Source organism: Pseudomonas sp. Z1-14 (assembly GCF_051132005.1).
Lineage (GTDB): Bacteria > Pseudomonadota > Gammaproteobacteria > Pseudomonadales > Pseudomonadaceae > Aquipseudomonas.
In genome coordinates, this window is sequence record NZ_CP071646.1 from 5,982,935 (window position 1) to 6,001,784 (window position 18,850).

The window sequence follows — 18,850 nt, forward strand, 5'->3', positions numbered from 1 at the left end:
TTTCGATGAAACGCCTCGAAATTGCGCTATCCGGCACCAGCCAGGCCATGGCCGAACTGGCCCGGGAACTTGAACTTCACGGTCATTCGGTCAGGGATTTTCGATCGCCAACCGCCCACGGCGCGGTCGACCTGTCGATCGATGACGGTACGCTGCCGTGTGCCACGCAGGCGCGCTTTCGACTTCATGTGCGCGTGGCGCTCCAGGCCCTGCCAGGCCAGGCATTACCGCAACCGGTGGTGGTTTTCCGCGACGCTGCACAGCGCCTGTTATCCGAGGCTGTGGTTGCCCCGCCAAACCGGGGCAACGGCCAGTCATTGCGCCTCTGCGCAATGGCGGCGGTGGTCGAGCACGGCGCCCGGCTGGTCAGCCAACTCTCGCGGGACGAGACCCGCTTCGACACCTGGCCGACGCTGGAAACCGCCGTTGCAGACGAGCTCCTGCACGGGCTCGATGCGCTGGAGCCGCTGGCTTTCGAACATCACCTCAACCGCGCCCCGGTGCCCTGGCTCCTGGCCGCCGCCCAAGTGCCGGTGATGAACAGCATCGAACAACGCATGCTTGATCAGCCGACGCAACCGGCCCTGTGGGTCGACGGTCAGCTCATCGACTACCGATCCTTGCGCGACCTGACGCTCAGGTTGCAACAATCGATGCTGGAAATCCTGCCGGGCGCGACTGACCGTCCGAGGATAATCGGCGTGTGCCTGCCCAAATCCGCGCCGCTGTATGCAGCGATCCTGGCGGTTTTGGGATGCGGAGCGGTGTACCTGCCGCTGGACCCGCAACACCCGGCGCAGCGGCGGCGCTTCATCCTGGAAAATGCCCAGGCCGATCTGCTGCTGCATGACGTACAAAGCGACCTGGACGACTGCGCAATACCCAGGCTGAACGTCCATCGACTGCCCTCTTCGAAACCGGCCATCCCGCTCTCGATAATCCGGCGCGTGGCGGGCATCGACGAGCCGGCCGTGGCGATCTACACCTCCGGTACCACCGGCCAGCCCAAAGGCGTGTTGCTCAGCCAGCGCAACCTCAGCCATTTTTGCGCGTGGTACTGCGACCATGTCGAGTTGAAGCGCGACAGTCGCGCACTGCAGTTTTCCACCATCAACTTCGACGCGTCGCTGCTGGACATCCTGCCGACGTTCATCCAGGGCGGACTGTTGATCGTGCCCAGCGAAGACCAGCGCCGCGACCCGCAGCAACTGATCGCGTTGCTTCGCGCACAGCGCGTCAGCCACGCCTTCCTGCCACCGGCACTGCTGAGCGTACTGCCGCTGGACGCGCCGCTGGGGCTGGATCACCTGGTCACCGGAGGGGATGTCTGCGAGCCGTATGTGATCGAGCAACTGGCGCCACAGTGCCGCTTCCACAATATCTATGGCCCGACCGAAACCACGGTGCTGGCGACCACGCGGCAGTTCGGCAGCGGCGACAACAATCGCAACCTTGGCAGACCCATTGCCAATGCCCGGTTGCTGATTCTGGACGAGCAACGGCAACCGGTGCCCGACGGCACGCCCGGTGAGCTTTACATTGCCGGGCCGGGTGTCGGCCTGGGGTACCTGAACGCCCCGGGGCTGACCGCCGAGCGCTACCTCAACCTGACGTTGCCCACCGGGCAGACGCTGCGGGCCTATCGCACCGGGGATATCGGCCAGTGGACGGACGCTGGGATCGAGCTGTGTGGACGTCGCGATAACCAGGTGAAGATCCGTGGCTTTCGGGTCGAGCCCGAGGAGATCGAACATTGCCTGCGCGACAGCCAGTTGTTTCGTCAGGTGGCGGTGGGGGTGGATGAACGCCGGCGGATCCTGGCGTTCCTGGTGAACCCTGTGCAAGAACTTCCCGGCGCGGCTCTTCAGGCATTGCGCGAGCATGTGCAGGACAGGTTGCCCAGCTACATGCACCCGACGGCCTACATCGAGTTGCCCAGCCTGCCTTACACCAGCAATGGCAAGGTTGATCGCCGGGCGTTGCTTGCCTCGGCGGGGCCGGTCCAGGCCGAAGGCCAGGGACGCCAGCCGCAGAACGCCTTGGAAAACCAGCTGCGAGCGCTTTGGGCCGAGCTGCTGGAACTGCCGGCCGAGGACATCGCCACCGACGAGAGCTTCTTCAACCTCGGCGGGCATTCTATTCTGTTGTCGCAATTGCTGCTGAGCATCCGCCAGTCGTTCGGCCGTAGCCTGTCGATCAATCGCTTCATCGAAGCGCCGACGCTGATCACCCTGGCGAAGCTGCTCGACGACTCCGAACAGAGCGGTACGTCAACGCTGAGCCCGCAGGCTTTCATCGACGCCGAGGCGGAGCTCAACCTTGATCCACTGCCCATCAGCCAGAGCGGTGATGTGCACAAAGTGTTGGTGACCGGTGCCAACAGCTTTCTCGGCGTACACATCGTCGAGGCGTTGTTGGCGTGGGGCGCCACCGAGGTTGCGTGCCTGGTGCGTGAGTCCGGCGGGCAAAGCGCGGCAGAACGGTTCGCCCAGGCCCTGCGGGACAATCGCCTGGAGCATCTGGACCTGAGTCGCGTCAGCGTCTACGCCGCCGACATCACCCAACCGCAACTGGGTTTGCCGGACGACATCTACCAACGCATCGACAGCACCTTCGGCGCGCTGGTGCACAACGCGGCCCACGTCAACCACGTGCTCGATTACGAGTCCCTGGCGCGGGACAACGTCGAGCCGATCTTCGAATGCCTGCGCCTGTGCGAAGGCCGGCGCAAGAAGATCTTCAACTTCGTCTCGACGCTCTCGGCTTCCAGCGCCCTGGACGCCGATGGCCAGGTGCTGGAGCAACCAGCGGCGCAGACACCGCCGATCTACATCAAGAACGGCTACAACCTGTCCAAATGGGTCGGCGAGCGAATCCTGCAGCGGGCCCGTGACCTTGGCGTGCGGGTGAACCTGTTCCGCCCCGGTAACATCAGCTTCAACAGCCAGACGGGGGTCTGCCAACCCCACAAGAACCGGTTGATGCTGATGCTCAAGGGCTCGATCCAGCTCGGCCAGGTGCCGGCCCTGTCGCTCAACTTCGACCTGATGCCGGTGGACTTCCTGGCCCGTTTCATCGCCTTCCACGCCAGCCGCTACCAACCGAACCAGGCCGTGTTCAACCTGCACAACCCCGAACCGCTGAGCTGGGACGCCTACGTGGCGTCGTTCCGGGACAGCGGCCGGGCGTTTTCCCTGGTGAGCGTCGCCGACTGGCAACGGCAATTGGCGCGGGTCGATGCCGACAACGCGTTGTTCGGCGTGCTGGGTTTCTATCTGAACGGCTTCGAGGAGGACATCGGCGACATCTCGCTGATCCGCCATGACAACGCCCGGTCCGGCGTCCGGCAGATGGGTGCGCGCTACCCGGAAAAATCCCCGGCCCTGCTACGCCGTGGCGCGGACTACCTCAAGGCCATTGATTTCATCTGAACCATCCCACCCCAAAGCAAGGAGCAAGACCATGACGACATTTCAACCCGACACACTGATCAAGAATCCTCAAGCCTGCCACGTTGAAACCTCGGTGCAAGTGTCCGCTGACGCGGCGCGAGTCTGGGAAGTGGTCGGCGATTTTGGCGGGTTCAACCGCTTTATCCCCGCGCTTGAGCGCATCGAAATGACCGGCGAAGGGGTGAGATCCCTGCGCAAGAAATTCTTCGTCGACGGACAGAACCTGGTGGTGGAACAGCTCAACAGCCGTGACGACCAGGCCATGCACATGACCTGGACGCTGATCTACAACACCCTGGGCATCGACAACCTCTGGGCGGCCATGCGCGTGGAGCCCCTGGCGGACAACCGCTGCCGCGCCACCTGGACCATCATTGCCGACCACACCGACGCCCACACCCCGTCGGGCTTCAGGGATTTCCTGCAAGGGTTCGCCGATGAAGCGATGGAGAACGTGGTGAAGATGTTCACCTGACCACTACTCCGTTGTGGGAGCGAGCCTGCTCGCGAAGGCGTCAACCCATACACCTCAAACCCTCACGGACAACCCAAACCCCGTGGCGAGGGAGCTTGCTCCCGCTCGGCTGCGCAGCAGTCGCCAAACCGGCTGATGCGGTCCGCCTGGAGAAATGCCAGGGCCCGCTTCGCAGGCCAGCGGGAGCAAGCTCCCTCGCCACAGGGAAACCCGTGAAGAGCCGTGCATAGCCTGCTCGCGATGGCGTCAACCCATACACCCCAAACCCTCACGGACAACCCAAACCCCGTGGCGAGGGAGCTTGCTCCCGCTCGGCTGCGCAGCAGTCGCCAAACCGGCTGATGCGGTCCGCCTGGAGAATGCCGGGGCCCGCTTCGCAGGCCAGCGGGAGCAAGCTCCCTCGCCACGAGGAAAGCCATGGAGAACCGTGCATAGCCTGCTCGCGAAAGCGTCAGCCCGGACACCGCCTCCTCATGGACAACCCAAAACCCGTGGCGAGGGAGCTTGCTCCCGCTCGGCTGCGCAGCAGTCGCCAAACCGGCTGATGCGGTCCGCCTGGAGAAATGCCAGGGCCCGCTTCGCAGGCCAGCGGGAGCAAGCTCCCTCGCCACAGGGAAACCCATGGAGAACCATGCATCGCCATCGCGAGCAAGCTCGCTCCCACAGGAGACCGGCGGTGGTCCTGGGTTTCACGTACACCCAAGACCAATGTGGGAGCGAGCCTGCTCGCGAAGGCGCTGGTCCGGCTGGATCAGATCTTGAAGCTGTCCACCAGTTGCTTCAACCGATTGGCCTGTTGGGACAAGGCATCGCAATCCTTCAGCGTTTCGTTGAGGTTGGCGACGCTCTGCTGGTTCAGCAGGTTGATGTGGCTGACATCCATGTTGAGGGTTTCCACCACGGCGGTCTGTTCTTCGGTCGCGGCGGCCACCGACTGGTTCATGCCATCGATCTCACCGATACGCTGGGTCACGCTGACCAGGCGCAGGCCGGCCTGGTTGGCCACTTCCACGCTTTCTTCGCTGGAAGCCTGGCTGGCGTTCATGGTGGTCACCGCTTCACGAGAACCGACCTGCAACGAAGTGATCATCTTGTGGATCTCTTCAGCCGACTCCTGCGTGCGGTGCGCCAGGTTGCGCACCTCATCGGCCACCACCGCAAAGCCACGCCCGGCCTCACCGGCACGGGCCGCTTCGATGGCGGCGTTCAACGCCAGCAGGTTGGTTTGCTGAGAGATGCCCTTGATCACATCTAGGATGTGCCCGATGTTGTCGGTGCTGGCGTTCAGGGTTTCGATCTGGGTGCACGACAGGCTGATCTTCTGCGACAGCGCGGTCATCGCCTGGATGGTTTTTTCCACCACCTGGCGCCCGTCGTCGGCCTGCTCGCTGGCGCCGCTGGCCTGTTGCGAAGCATCGGCGGCATTGCGGGCGATTTCCTGGGTCGCGGCGCCCAACTGATTGATCGCAGCGGCCACGCTGTTGGTGCGGGCGCTCTGCTCATCCGAGCCGACAAGCGAGGCGTTGGACGACGTCATCACCCGCTGCGACAGATCATGTACCTGCCGCGTGGCCGAAGACACTTCAGCAATCGATGCATGGATGCGCTCCACGAACTGGTTGAACGAACCACCCAGCACAGCGAACTCATCCTTGCCCTGCACGACGAGACGTCGGGTCAGGTCGCCTTCGCCCTGGGCAATGTCCTGCATGGCGCGGCCCATGGTGGTCAACGGACGCATCAAGACCTGGATCAGCAGGCTCAGCAGCAACGCAATCGCCGCCACCGCGACGAACATCGCAATCAACGCAGACGTACGGAAATGGCTCAGCGGCGCGTAGGCCTTGGCTTTGTCGATCGACAGTCCGATATACCACTCGGCGTTCGGCAAGCCTGCCACCGGGGTAAACGAAAGGATGCGGTCCTCCCCGTTCAACTCGACTTCCTGGATACCTTTGCCGATGCGCACCGGCGTGCCTGGGTAGATGTCCTTGAGGTTTTTCATCACATGGTCTTTGTCCGGGCTGACGATCACCTGACCGTCGCCGCTGACCAGGAACGCATGGCCGATGCCGCCGAAATCCACCGAGTTGATGATCTTCACCAGGGTTTCCAGACTCAGGTCGCCACCCACCACACCGAGCAGTTCGCCGTTGTGCTTGACCGGCAGGGCAATGGTTACCACCAGCCCGCCGACGGCTGCCATGTAGGGCGGGGTCAACATGGTTTTATCCGCGGCGACCGCCTGCTTGTACCAAGGGCGCTGACGCGGGTCGTAGCCGTCGGGCATCTTGGCGTCAGGCCGCTGAGTGAAAACGCCGGTGTTCTGGCCGACATAGGTGAACTGGAAATTCGAGGTCAATGCCGGCTGGTCGACGAGCCCCGGCAAATCGGCCCCGGCGCCCTGGTGCGCAATGTTCTGCGCCAGGTTCTCCAACACCAGCACACGGCCACTCATCCAGTTCTGGACGCTGCTGGCTGTCAGGTCGCCGGATTGCTCGATGGACGACTCCAGGCTTCTACCGATGGTGTTGCGCTGCAAGTAATCGTTGTAGAGCGTGAACAGGGCAAAAGCCAGGACCACCACACCAGAGGCGGCCAGGAGGATTTTGTGACTGAACTTGAGATTCATGGGTGGGCTTCTTATGCAGGAAGTGGAGTGCAACTGCCATGTAACCGGTGGGCGCGATATTGGATCCGCTCCATTTTGGTGCACCTATATCACTCTGTCGGCCAATGCCTACAAAAAATTAGGCCGCTGTTCGATTGTCCGACGGAACGGCTTGACCGGCGTGCCGTGACGCCCGCAGGCGAATGAATGGTGGTTGCAAAATTGACCCGCGCTGATGACAATGCGACCTATTATCATTTGTGACTCCAGGCCGTCGCGTTCATGTCATCCCCCCAGTTTGCAGTACAGGCGCTCTACAGCAGCCATCACGGCTGGCTCCACACATGGCTGCGCAACCGATTGGGCAATGCCGCCGATGCAGCGGACCTGGCCCAGGACACCTTCGTGCGCCTGCTGCAACGCACCGAACGCCTGGAACTCAAGGCGCCACGCGCCTTCCTGCGCACCATCGCCCAGGGCTTGGTGATTGACCATTGGCGCCGAGCGGAAATCGAACGCGCCTACCTTGAGACCATCGCGCACCTGCCGGAAGCGCAAACGCCCGGCGCCGAAGCCCAGGCATTGATCCTGGAGCTGCTGGAGGCCATCGCCCGGATGCTCGAAGGCCTCAAGCCCAAAGTGCGCAAGGCGTTCCTGCTGGCCCAGTGCGAAGGCCTGACCTACAAGCAGATTGCCGAACAGATGGGCATTTCCCTGCGCTCGGTGGAACGCTACGTTGCCGACGCGTTGTACCACTGCTATGTGCTGCGCTATGAAGATTGAACCGATGGACCAGCCTTCGGGCCGGGGCCCATCACAGCAGGTGGTCAAGCAAGCGATCCATTGGTTGCTGCGCCTGCGCAACCATGCCGCCAACCCAGCGCTGCGCCAACAGTGCGAGGCCTGGCGCATCGCTCACCATGACCACGAACTGGCTTGGCAACGGGTGCAATCGCTGCACAGCGAACTGACTTCCAGCCTGCGGGCGGTACCTGGCGCCCGGACTGCCCTCGATACCCTGGAGACCAGCGCCCAGCGCCTCGGCCGGCGCCAAGCCCTGAAGCTGTTGTCAGGCGTGGCGGTGATGGGCTGCGCCGCCTGGCTGGGCAAGGACCTGGGCTGGCAGCCGTGGAGCGCCGATTTTGCGACCGCCACCGGCGAACGACGTGGCTTCCAACTGCCAGACGGCACGCGACTGGAGCTCAATACCAACAGCGCGGCCGACCTCGATTACACGGCTTCGCGACGCCTGATCACGTTGACGCGCGGCGAAATCATGCTCACCTGCGGCCGCGATCCCGGACGCCCATTACTGGTAAAAAGCCGACACGGCTTGTTCGAGGGGCTGGAGGGCCGCTTCGTCGTGCGCCAGGACAACGACTGCACGCGCCTGAGTGTCGCCAGCGGACACGTCGCCATCCGCTCGCATGTCGGCAGCGACGGCGCCCCGATCCAGGTGGAAGCTGGACAAAGCTACCTGGTCAGCGCATCCACCGCGACGCTCGCGCCCCCCCTGGACATGGACGCCGGCGCCTGGGCGGACGGCTTGATCGTCACGCGCAACATGCGCCTGGAAGACTTCCTCAACGAAGTGGGACGTTACCGTCGGGGCTACCTGAAATGCGCCGCCTCGATCGCCGATTTGCGCTTGTCAGGCGTCTTCCGTCTGGCTGACACCGACAAGCTGCTGGCCGTCCTGCCGCGCACGCTCCCCGTGCAAATACACTACCGAACCCGCTGGTGGATCACGGTGGAGCGTACGGCCTGATTTTTTTTGGCGGGTTTTGCGCGGGCGTCCGGCTAGGACAGTAAGCAACGCTTACCTGCCTCCAGCGACTCCAACGGAAACCTACAATGACTGAGCGCGTGACTCTCAAGACTTCCCTCGGCTGTTCCTCGCCCACCGGCCTGCTGCGCCAGGCCATCCGCGCCGCGCTGTTGAGCACGGCGCTCGGTGTCGGCGCCCTACCGATGTCCGCTGTCGCGGCGCAGGATGGCGCGATCGCCGGCCGCCAGAACTACAACATAGCCGCCGGCCCGTTGAGCGAGGTGCTCAACCAGTTCGCCCGCCAGGCCGGTATCACCTTGGCAAGTACCCCTGGACAAACCGGCGGCGTCCAGTCCCCCGGCCTGAAAGGCGAATATTCGGCGGACCAGGCCCTGCAGCAGTTGCTCAGCGGCTCAGGGCTGGTTGCCGTCAGCCAGGATAGCGGCAGCTATGTGCTGCAAACCGTGGCCCCCGAAAGCACGTTGGCGTTGCCGACCACCGACGTCAAAGGCTTCGCCCTGGGTAACGCTCTCGGCAGCATGGAAGGCTACAACGCCACCCACAGCCAGGTGGCGACCAAGACCAGTACCGCCCTGCGGGAAACGTCGCAAAGCGTATCGGTGGTCACGCGCGAGCAAATGGACGACCAGGGCGCGCAAACCGTGTCCCAGGCAATGCGCTACACCCCTGGCGTGCTGACCAACCCCTATGGCGCGACCCACCGCTACGACTACGTGGCGATGCGCGGCTTCAACGATGGCTCGGTGGACAACATCTACCTGGACGGTTTGAAGTCGATGGGTGACAGCGGCACCTACAGCTCGATTCAGGTCGATCCGTATTTCCTCGAGCGGGTCGACATCCTCAAGGGCCCGTCCTCCGTGCTCTATGGCCGCAGCTCGCCGGGTGGCCTGGTGGCGCTCACCAGCAAGAAACCGCTGTACGAGGCCTATCACCAGATCCAGGCCACGGTCGGTACCCAAGGCCAACGCGGCATGGGTTTCGACTTCAGCGGCCCGGTGGATGACGACAAGCGCATCGCCTACCGCCTGGTCGGCCTGGCCGATACGTCCGACACGCAATTTGACCACAACAAGGAAAAGCGCTTCGCCCTCGCGCCCACGGTGAGCATCGACTTTAGCGAAGACACCTCGCTGACGTTGCAAGCCTACCTGCAGCATGACCCCGACGGCGGTTACCACGGCGGCATGCCGGCGAACGGCACCTTGCACAAGCGCAACGGCCGGAGGATTTCGGAGAACTTCTTCGAAGGCGAGCCTGGCGTCGACGGCTACGAACGTGACCAGCAGTCGTTCGGCTATCAGTTCGAACACCGCTTCAACGACGTCTTCACCGCCCGACAGAACTTCCGCTACCTGGATTCGGACGTCAGCAATGACCAGGTCTATGCCTATGACTGGACCACGCCGACCAGCAACGAGCTGAACCGCTATTACACCGGTGCTGAAGAAAAGCTCCACGCCTTCATCGTCGATAACATGCTCCAGGCGGAATTCTTCACTGGCGCCACGAAACACACCGTGCTGATGGGCGCCGACTACCAGCGGCGCAAGACCGTGGTCGATTGGACCAGCGGCAGCCTCGCGCCGATCAACGCCTTCGACCCGGTCTACGGCAACTCGGCGATCAGCTACTTCAGCCCCACCAGCTACCTGCGGCGCCTGGAGCAGACCGGCGTCTATCTGCAAGACCTGATCGAAATGGACAAGTGGCGCTTCTCTCTGGGCCTGCGCCAGGATTGGGTCGAGACCTCGGACGAGAACCGCATCGCCGAATTCGGGCGCCCGGAAGGCATCGAGATCAACGACAAGCGCACCAAACTCACCGGTCGCGTCGGGGCGCTGTACCTGTTCGACAACGGCCTGGCGCCGTACATCAGCTACTCCGAGTCGTTCAACCCCAACTCCTACGCCGACAGCGCCGGCAACCCGCTGCCGCCCACCGACGGCAAGCAATGGGAACTGGGCCTGAAGTACCAGCCGCCGGGCACCGACGACTTGTACACTGCCTCGCTGTTCCGCATCGACCAGGAGAACCTGGCGACCAAGCTGCCCCAGGAAAACTTCTACCGCGCCGTTGGCGCTGTTGGTTCCCAGGGCCTGGAGCTGGAAGCGCACATGCAGTTGACCGAGCAGTTCAAGGTGCTGGGCAGCTACACCTTCACCGACATCGAATACTCGAAATCGATGGTCAGCACCCTGAGCACGCCCACCGACATCATCGAAAACAAAGGCAACTCTCCGACCCAGGCCCCGCGCCACATGGCATCGGTGTGGGCTGACTATAAATTCGACAGCGGCACGCTCGATGGCCTGCGGCTGGGCGGCGGCGTGCGGTATGTCGGCTACAGCTGGGCCGACGCGGAAAACACCATGAAGGTGCCGTCGTACACGCTGTTCGATGCCTCGGTGGGGTATGACCTGGGCAAGGTCGGCTTGAAGGGCGTGGATGTGCGCCTGAACGCGAACAACCTGACCAACGAGACCTACATCGCGTCATGCGCCAGCCTGAGCTATTGCTACATGGGCGAGGAGCGCAACGTGGCGGCTACGGTGAGTTATCAGTTCTGATCCGTTTTCTGCTTTGATTCACTTCTGTGGCGAGTGAGCTTGCTCCCGCTCGGCCGGGCTGGCGCTCCAGTGCGTAGCGACCGCAAGATCTTGGGGCTGCTGCGCAGCCCAGCGGGAGCAAGCTCCCTCGCCACAAAGGCATGTTCTTGTTCTTAAGCCTGGATCGCCTTCGCTTCTTCCCTAGCTACCTCTTCCTCGGCTGCAAACCGATTCGCCCGCCCAAACGTGCCGAAATCATTGAAGCGCACGCCCATCTCCCGCATCACCTTGTGCGCCACCGGCACCGTCATCTGGCGAATGTAGAACGGCTCCTTCACCACGAAATGATGGATGCCGTGGCTGCTGCCGAAATTGAAGCAGAACGCCTGCAACGGCCACAGCCACCAAGGGTTCAACACCTGGGTCTGCTGGATGACGTTGCCTGGCTCGATGTCGCCGTAGTAATGCATGTTCGAGCTGATGAAGTGCAGGCAAAAGGTGCGCAGCACATTCGGGCCGATGATCACCACCGCCGCGATGTCGATGACGTGCAGGGTCGCCAGAGTGCTGGTCGACCAGTCGATCGAAGTGCCGAGCAGCCCGGCAACCGCGTTGGCGCCATGGAAACCGAGGAACACGTACCACGCGCCCCAATGCAACAGCGCCAACGGGAAATACACCTTCAGCGTGCGCTTGAGGATGCTGCGCTTGTGCGCCCAGGTCCTGGCTCGCAGCAGGCGAATGAACGCCGACATCACGTTGTCGCCAACCATCAGCAAGCGCGCCAATCCCCACGGCTCGCCGCTGGTAATCGCGCGCTCCTCCAGGTCCGCCTCGCTGCCGGAAACCTTGTGATGATTGAGGTGCAGGTGGCGGCGAATCCACGGATTGATGGTGCTCGGCCGCGCCAGCCAGACCAGGCCCATCATCAGGTTGTGCGGCACGCGCTGCTTGCGAAAATACATGCTGTGGATCAGGTCGTGTTCCAGCTCGTGGGTCAGGGACGCAAAAAAGGCGTTGAGCAGCAGGCACGCCCAGCCGGCCAGATAGCCGTTGATGTAGAGCAGCGCCGAGCCGGTCATCCCCGCCAGGGCGAACGCCAGGATGCCCGCGCCCAGCGCATCCTGATGCCGCAGGATCGGATAGCGCTCGCGCAATTCTTCGCCCCGGGCCAGGACCACCTGGCGAATATGGGCGGAGCGCTGCTGTGCATTCAATCGCTCGGGGCTTGCGCAAGTGCCGTGCATGGCTTAATCCTCTGTTATCGATGAGCTAATCCTGCCGGGCCTTGCCTCACGGGGTGATAGCCGCAGACGCCAACCTGTTGACCGCAAGCGCCAATTGCCATGACGGAACCAACCTCCCTCGCCAGCTGGACCCGCGCCCTGCGCAAACAGCTCGATGCACTGGGCCTGGACAGCTATGCCTTGTGCCTGGAGGCGGGCCTGGACCCACAATGGATGGACGACCCGAACGCCCGTTATCCGCTCTCGGCCACCACGCGCCTGTGGGCGCTCGCGGTGCAGGCCAGCGGTGATCCGGCGATCGGCCTGCGGGTGTCGCGCTTTGTCAGCCCCACCACCTTTCATGCGCTGGGTTATGCCCTGGTAGCCAGCGGCAGCCTGCGGGAAGTTTTCGAGCGGATCGTGCGCTATCACCCGGTGGTCAGCGATGCGCTGACGCTGCAACTGAGCCGCGGCGAGGATCGCTACCGCTTCAGTCTCGACGTACCGGCGGGACGTCCGGCGCCGGCCCTGGAAGCCATCGACGCGTTCGCCGCGATTTACGTGCGCACCTGCCGTAACCGCCTCGGCCGCGATTACGCCCCGCTGGCGGTTTATCTGCGGCGACCGGAGCCGGCAGACCCCGCCCCTTGGCACAAAGTGTTCCGTTCACCGGTGCACTTCGATGCCGGACATGATTGCCTGGAGTTCAGCCTCGCCGATTTCGACAGTCACCTGGACGACGCCAACCCGGAGCTGGCCGAACACAACGAAACCGTGCTCAAGCGCACCCTCGCCCAGCTCCAGCCGTTGACCTGGGAGCGCAAGGTCCGCACCGCCATCGAAGCACAACTGCCCGAAGGCGAACCCAGCGCCGAACGCATCGCCCAGACCATGCACCTGAGTCTGCGCAGTCTGCAGCGGCATCTGGCCGACGAAGGTTGCCGCTTCGACGCGCTGCTCAATGAATGCCGGGAAAACCTGGCGCTGCTACACCTTCGCGATCCGCAATGCTCATTGAGCGAGGTCAGTTATCTGCTGGGCTTTGCTGATACCAGCAGCTTCAGCCGCGCGTTCAAGCGCTGGACCGGGATGACGCCGGGGCAGTTTCGGGATGGCTTGCGTTAGGGATCTACAGTACCTGGGCTGGCCTCATCGCGAGCAAGCTCGCTCCCACATTTGATCTGCGGCGTCCATGGAACCTGCGGGAGCGAGCCTGCTCGCGATGGCTTCGCCCAGACAGCCCAAGCCCCCGTGGCGAGGGAGCTTGCTCCCGCTCGACTGCGCAGCAGTCGTAAACCGGCCAATGCGATCCGCCGCTAGATAGGCTGGGGCCTGCTGCACACGCCAGCGGGAGCAAGCTCCCTCGCCACGGGTTTTATATTCGACTCCACCCCTGCTCAGCTCGTGGCCAATGCCCGCAACCCTTCGATATCAAGGATTTCGATCTCGCCATAACCAAGCTGAAGAATGCCCTGTCCCTGCAGATCCTTGAGAATCTGGTTGGTGGTTTGGCGCGACAGGGAAAGCATCAATGCCAGTTGGTCCTGGGGCAGTTGCAGAACCCGGCGTGCCGGTTCGATTTCACCGTAGCCTTCGGCAATCATCAGCAAGCGATGGACCACGCGGGCCGGAGCAGGCATCAGGCTCAGGTGTTCGAGGTTGACGAAGGTCAGGCGCAACTTGTGGCTCATCAACAAGGCCAGCTGCCGCCAATAACCCGGTTGTTCTTCGAGAAAAGCCAACAGCCTGGCCTGAGGTACATGCAATAACGTGCATTGCCCGACCCCCTGTGCGTCATGGGTACGTGGCTGGCCATCGAACAGGCTGATTTCGCCGAACCAATAGGGCGGCTCCACGACGCTCAGCAGCGCTTCCTTGCCCTGCTCACTGACGGCGCCGATCCGCACCGCCCCTTCGAGCACAGCGTACACGCCACACGGCGGATCGCCGCGCTTGAACAACCGCTGACCGGGCGACAGGCGACGCAGCCGCGACATCTCCAGCAGACTATTCTGTAACTCGGCGGGCAGATGGCTGTACCAGTGGCCGGTCATCAAGTGCGCATGCCAGGGATGAGTAATCATGGAAACTCCGGGACAAGTGTCGGCTAGCTGACAGAGCGCCTGGTGGAACCTGGGCATCATGCGGGCATCACCTCAGGAGGAACAACAATGAAAAGCCTCGTCGATCATCTCAGTCAATACGCGGCCTATCACCGCGACCCACGCAACATCGCCAGCCACTTCATCGGTATTCCGCTGATTTTCGTTGCCGTCGCCGTGCTCTTGTCACGGCCGGGATGGCCGGTTGGCGCGATTTTGATTTCGCCCGCGCTGCTGGTGGCAGTGGCCAGTGCCTGGTTCTACCTGCGCCTGGAATTACGCCTGGGTGTGCTGATGACCGTGCTGCTGGGGCTTGCCGTCTGGCTGGGCCAGGTGCTCGCCGCGCAAAGCACCGCGACATGGCTGGCCAGCGGCCTGGGCATGTTTGTGGTGGGCTGGGTGATCCAGTTCGTCGGCCACTATTACGAAGGGCGCAAACCGGCGTTCGTCGATGATCTGACCGGGTTGATTGTCGGGCCGTTGTTCGTCGTGGTCGAGGCGGGATTCCTGCTGGGTATGCGCCATGACCTCAAACAACAGATCGAGGCGCAGGCCGGGCCGGTAAGGGTCAATCAGAAGCGGGCCGCAGCCTGAGGCCGCCTTCGCGAGCAGACTCGCTCCCACATTGGATTGGCGTCGTACACAAATCCCTTGTGGGAGCGAGCCCTGCTCGCGAAGCTTTTAAAGGTTTGAAACCTTCTGCCAGACCTTCGGCTTGAAGAACAGCGTCTCGCCCTTCGCCAACCCAACCAGGCTGTCATGGTCCTTCACCACTTCGGCCTCGATCAGTTCGCTCTGGCCTTCGACCTTCAACGTCACCCGCGTGGTCGCGCCAAGCGGGCGAATGTCGCGCACTTCGGCGGGGTGGTGGTCTTCCAGTTCCGAGCGCGACAGCGACACTTCATGCGGACGGAACAGCACATGCCGGTCCTCCCCGAGATGCAGACGGTTCGAGTCGCCCAGGAAGTGATAGACAAAATCGCTGGCCGGGTTCTCGTACACATCGCCCGGTGAGCCGATCTGCTCGATAACGCCCTTGTTCATCACCACGATCCGGTCGGCGACTTCCATGGCCTCTTCCTGGTCGTGGGTCACGAATACCGAGGTCAGGTTGATGTCCTCGTGCAGCCGCGCCAGCCAGCGGCGCAATTCCTTGCGGACCTTGGCGTCGAGGGCGCCGAACGGTTCGTCCAGCAGCAACACCTTGGGTTCCACCGCCAAGGCGCGGGCCAGGGCAATACGCTGGCGCTGGCCGCCGGACAACTGCTCCGGATAACGGTCGGCGAGCCAGTCCAGCTGCACCATGTTCAGCAGCTCATGAACCTTGGTCGCGATCTGGCTTTCGTTCGGGCGCTGGTTCTTGGGCTTCATGCGCAAGCCGAAAGCGACGTTGTCGAACACTGTCATGTGGCGGAACAGGGCGTAGTGCTGGAACACAAAACCGACGTTGCGATCACGCACGTCGTGGCCGGATACGTCTTCACCATGGAACACGATGTTGCCCTGGTCCGGCGTCTCGAGGCCGGCGATGATCCGCAGCAGGGTCGTCTTGCCACAGCCCGACGGGCCGAGCAGCGCCACCAGCTCGCCGCTCTGGATGTCCAGGCTGATATCGTCGAGGGCCTTGAAGGCGTTGAAATTCTTGCTGACGTTACGGACTTCGATCGACATGACTTATTCCTCCGCGGCGCTGGCGCGCAGGCGGTTGATTCGGTTTTCGCTCCACTGCTTGAGCAGCAGGATGAAGAGCGCCAGGATCAGCAACAGGCTCGCCACGGCGAACGCGGCCACATGGTTGTATTCGTTGTAGAGGATCTCGACGTGCAGCGGCAGGGTGTTGGTCACCCCGCGAATGTGCCCGGATACCACCGACACCGCGCCGAACTCGCCCATGGCCCGGGCGGTACACAGCACCACGCCATAGATCAGACCCCACTTGATGTTCGGCACAGTCACATGCCAGAACATCTGCCAGCCGTTGGCGCCCAGCAGGCGCGCGGCTTCTTCTTCCTGGGTGCCCTGCTCCTGCATCAGCGGGATCAATTCACGGGCCACGAACGGCACGGTGACAAAGATCGTCGCCAGGACGATGCCCGGCAGCGCGAACACGATCTGGATGTCGTGATCCGACAGCCACGGCCCGAACAGGCCCTGGGCGCCAAACATCAACACGTAGACCAGGCCAGCGATTACCGGCGACACCGAGAACGGCAGGTCGATCAGCGTCACCAGCATGCTTTTGCCACGGAATGAATACTTGCTCACGCACCATGCGGCGCTGACGCCGAACACCAGGTTCAACGGTACCGAAATCAGTACCGCAATCACCGTGAGCTTGAGCGCCGACAACGCATCGGGCTCGAAGATCGCCGCGAAGAAAGTACCCAGGCCCGACTTCAGGCCCTGGGACACCACGATGAACAGCGGCAACAGCAGAAACAGTGCAAAAACCAGCCAGCCGAGACCGATCAGGATGCGCCGCGAAACCGCGCTGCCGCGGCGGGCAGCGTTGGTGGAGGCGGCGGAAATAGACGATTGGGACATGGTTCGCGCCTCCTTATGGGGTTTCGATGCGCCGCTGCAACAAGTTGATCAGCAGCAGCAGGACGAAGGAAACCACCAGCATCAGCACCCCGATGGAGGTGGCGCCGGTGTAGTCGTATTGGTCGAGCTTGACCATGATCAGCAGCGGCAGTATCTCGGTTTTCATCGGCATGTTGCCGGCGATGAAAATCACCGAACCGTACTCGCCCACGCCCCGGGCAAACGCCAGGGCGAAGCCGGTCAACCAGGCCGGCAACAACGCCGGCACGAGGATGTGGCGGAACACCTGCCATGGCTTGGCACCGAGGCACGCGGCGGCTTCTTCGACTTCACGGGGAATGTCGGCGAGCACCGGCTGCACCGTGCGCACCACGAACGGCAGCGTCACGAAGGTCAGCGCGAGGGTGATGCCCAGCGGGGTGTAGGCAATCTTGAAACCCAGGTCGGTGGCGAACTGGCCGACCAGACCGGTCGGCGCGTACAACGCGGTCAGGGCGATACCGGCCACGGCGGTGGGCAAGGCGAACGGCAAATCGATCATCGCGTCGATGATCTTGCGCCCCGGGAAGGTGTAGCGCACCAGCACCCAGGCCAGCAGCGTGCCAATCACGCCATTGATGATCGCAGCGTACAGCGCGGTGCCGAAGCTGAGCTTCAAGGCTGCCAGCACCCGCGGCGCCGAAATGATCGTCCAGAACTGTTCCCAGGTGAGCTGGGCGGCATGCACGAACATCGCCGCCAGGGGTATGAGCACAATCAGACTGAGGTACACCAGGGTGTAGCCCAGCGTCAGCCCGAAGCCGGGTATGACGGGGGATATGCGACGCGACATAAAGGTCCTTGGTTGTGTGGCGAGGGAGCTTGCTCCCGCTGGGGTGCGCAGCAGCCCCCTTTTTTTATGAGCGCTTCGCACTCAAGCGGGAGCAAGCTCCCTCGCCACAATGAATCCGGGGTCTATTCAGCTTACTGCGCCTGATAGATCTGGTCGAACACACCGCCATCATTGAAGAATTTAGGCTGTGCCGTTTTCCAGCCGCCGAAGTCCTTGTCGATGGTCACCAGCTCAAGTTTCGGGAACTGCCGGGCGTATTTGGCGGCCACGTCCTTGTCACGCGGACGATAGAAGTTTTTCGCCGCGATTTCCTGGCCGGCCGGGCTGTACAGGTGCTTGAGGTACGCTTCGGCGATCTCGGCATTACCCTTTTTCTCGGCATTCTTGTCCACCACCGCCACCGGCGGTTCGGCGAGGATCGACAGCGACGGCACGACGATGTCGAACTTGTCTGCACCACCGTCCTCTTTCAGCGCCAGGAACGCTTCGTTTTCCCAGGCCAGCAACACGTCTCCCTGACCGTTGTTGACGAACGTGATGGTCGAGCCACGGGCACCAGTGTCGAGAATCGGCACGTGCTTGAACAGCGCCTGCACGTATTCCTTGGCCTTGGCTTCGTCGCCACCGTTGGCTTTCAGGCCGTAGGCCCAGGCGGCGAGGAAATTCCAGCGGGCACCGCCGGAGGTCTTCGGGTTTGGCGTGATGACCGAGACGTCATCCTTGATCAGGTCGCCCCAGTCCTTGATGCCCTTCGGGTTGCCCTTGCGCACTAGGAACACAATGGTCGAGGTGTAAGGCGTGCTGGCATCCGGCAGGCGTTTTTGCCAGTCCGCCGGCAGCGACTTGCCCAATTTGGCGATTTCGTCGATGTCGCCGGCCAGCGCCAGGGTCACGACATCGGCACGCAGGCCGTCAATTACTGCTCGGCCTTGCTTGCCCGAACCACCATGGGACTGCTGGATTTTCACGGTGTCGTCCGGATGGGCTTTTTTCCAGAAGCTGGCGAATTCGGCGTTGTAATCCTGATACAGCTCGCGGGTCGGGTCGTAGGACACGTTGAGCAACTCGTAGTCCTTGGCAACCGCGGAACCTGCAAAAACAGCGCTGGCCAGGGCGGCCAAGGCATAACGGCGAATCGACGACATGGTGAAAGCTCCTGGAATTCTGGTTTTTATGGCTTCTGGAAATCGTTTGTCCGGTAACCGGAATCGCAGCCTGCGGCAGCTCCTGCATCAAGCCCCCCGGCAGGGGCTGGCGCAGGCTGTGATCC

At 62.7% G+C, this 18,850-nt stretch carries 14 protein-coding genes; 7 read left to right on the plus strand and 7 right to left on the minus strand.

The window, feature by feature from the left end; genetic code table 11:
• The first annotated feature begins 5 nt into the window (after positions 1-5).
• Positions 6-3,431, plus strand: coding sequence for an amino acid adenylation domain-containing protein (locus J3P89_RS27370; RefSeq protein WP_434696234.1), 3,426 nt, complete (start codon positions 6-8; stop codon positions 3,429-3,431).
• Between the two features lie 31 nt (positions 3,432-3,462).
• Positions 3,463-3,927 (plus strand): SRPBCC family protein, encoded by a 465-nt coding sequence (locus J3P89_RS27375; protein WP_434696236.1) that lies wholly within the window; start codon positions 3,463-3,465, stop codon positions 3,925-3,927.
• Between the two features lie 751 nt (positions 3,928-4,678).
• Here J3P89_RS27375 and J3P89_RS27380 read toward each other — a convergent pair.
• Positions 4,679-6,559, minus strand: a complete 1,881-nt coding sequence (locus tag J3P89_RS27380; protein ID WP_434570461.1) for a methyl-accepting chemotaxis protein — start codon at positions 6,557-6,559, stop codon at positions 4,679-4,681.
• Positions 6,560-6,820: 261 nt separating this feature from the next.
• Here J3P89_RS27380 and J3P89_RS27385 point away from each other — a divergent pair, with 261 nt between their 5' ends.
• The 3 genes from J3P89_RS27385 to J3P89_RS27395 all read left to right on the plus strand — a co-directional run bounded on the left by J3P89_RS27385 (position 6,821) and on the right by J3P89_RS27395 (position 10,897).
• A complete protein-coding gene (locus J3P89_RS27385; RefSeq protein WP_434626625.1) occupies positions 6,821-7,321 on the plus strand; it encodes a sigma-70 family RNA polymerase sigma factor in 501 nt (166 codons plus the stop codon).
• Positions 7,322-7,325: 4 nt separating this feature from the next.
• A complete protein-coding gene (locus tag J3P89_RS27390; protein ID WP_434698064.1) occupies positions 7,326-8,306 on the plus strand; it encodes a FecR domain-containing protein in 981 nt (326 codons plus the stop codon).
• 86 nt (positions 8,307-8,392) lie between these two features.
• Complete coding sequence (locus J3P89_RS27395; RefSeq protein WP_434696237.1) at positions 8,393-10,897, plus strand: TonB-dependent siderophore receptor; 2,505 nt, start codon at positions 8,393-8,395, stop codon at positions 10,895-10,897.
• Positions 10,898-11,049: 152 nt separating this feature from the next.
• On the opposite strand, the gene J3P89_RS27400 is transcribed toward J3P89_RS27395, so the two are convergent.
• Entirely contained in the window at positions 11,050-12,123 is a 1,074-nt protein-coding gene (locus J3P89_RS27400; RefSeq protein ID WP_434696238.1) for a fatty acid desaturase, read from the minus strand.
• A 99-nt stretch (positions 12,124-12,222) separates the two neighbouring features.
• On the opposite strand from J3P89_RS27400, the gene J3P89_RS27405 reads away from it, so the two are divergent.
• Positions 12,223-13,227 (plus strand): AraC family transcriptional regulator, encoded by a 1,005-nt coding sequence (locus tag J3P89_RS27405; RefSeq protein ID WP_434696239.1) that lies wholly within the window; start codon positions 12,223-12,225, stop codon positions 13,225-13,227.
• 272 nt (positions 13,228-13,499) lie between these two features.
• Here the strand turns inward: J3P89_RS27405 and J3P89_RS27410 are convergent, their stop codons facing one another.
• A complete protein-coding gene (locus tag J3P89_RS27410) occupies positions 13,500-14,186 on the minus strand; it encodes a Crp/Fnr family transcriptional regulator (protein WP_434696240.1) in 687 nt (228 codons plus the stop codon).
• A gap of 87 nt (positions 14,187-14,273) precedes the next feature.
• Here J3P89_RS27410 and J3P89_RS27415 point away from each other — a divergent pair, with 87 nt between their 5' ends.
• Complete coding sequence (locus J3P89_RS27415; RefSeq protein ID WP_434696242.1) at positions 14,274-14,798, plus strand: DUF962 domain-containing protein; 525 nt, start codon at positions 14,274-14,276, stop codon at positions 14,796-14,798.
• Positions 14,799-14,885: 87 nt separating this feature from the next.
• Here the strand turns inward: J3P89_RS27415 and J3P89_RS27420 are convergent, their stop codons facing one another.
• The 4 genes from J3P89_RS27420 to J3P89_RS27435 all read right to left on the minus strand — a co-directional run bounded on the left by J3P89_RS27420 (position 14,886) and on the right by J3P89_RS27435 (position 18,725).
• Positions 14,886-15,875 carry a sulfate/molybdate ABC transporter ATP-binding protein gene (locus J3P89_RS27420; protein ID WP_434696243.1) on the minus strand — a complete coding sequence of 330 codons (990 nt, stop codon included), beginning with the start codon at positions 15,873-15,875 and terminating at the stop codon, positions 14,886-14,888.
• A 3-nt stretch (positions 15,876-15,878) separates the two neighbouring features.
• On the minus strand, positions 15,879-16,748 hold the full coding sequence (gene cysW / locus J3P89_RS27425) for a sulfate ABC transporter permease subunit CysW (protein WP_434602451.1): 870 nt from the start codon (positions 16,746-16,748) through the stop codon (positions 15,879-15,881).
• Positions 16,749-16,761: 13 nt separating this feature from the next.
• A complete protein-coding gene (gene cysT, locus J3P89_RS27430; protein ID WP_434696244.1) occupies positions 16,762-17,580 on the minus strand; it encodes a sulfate ABC transporter permease subunit CysT in 819 nt (272 codons plus the stop codon).
• Between the two features lie 131 nt (positions 17,581-17,711).
• Positions 17,712-18,725: a sulfate ABC transporter substrate-binding protein gene (locus tag J3P89_RS27435; protein ID WP_434602450.1), complete on the minus strand. Its 1,014-nt coding sequence runs from the start codon at positions 18,723-18,725 to the stop codon at positions 17,712-17,714.
• Between the last annotated feature and the right edge of the window lie 125 nt (positions 18,726-18,850).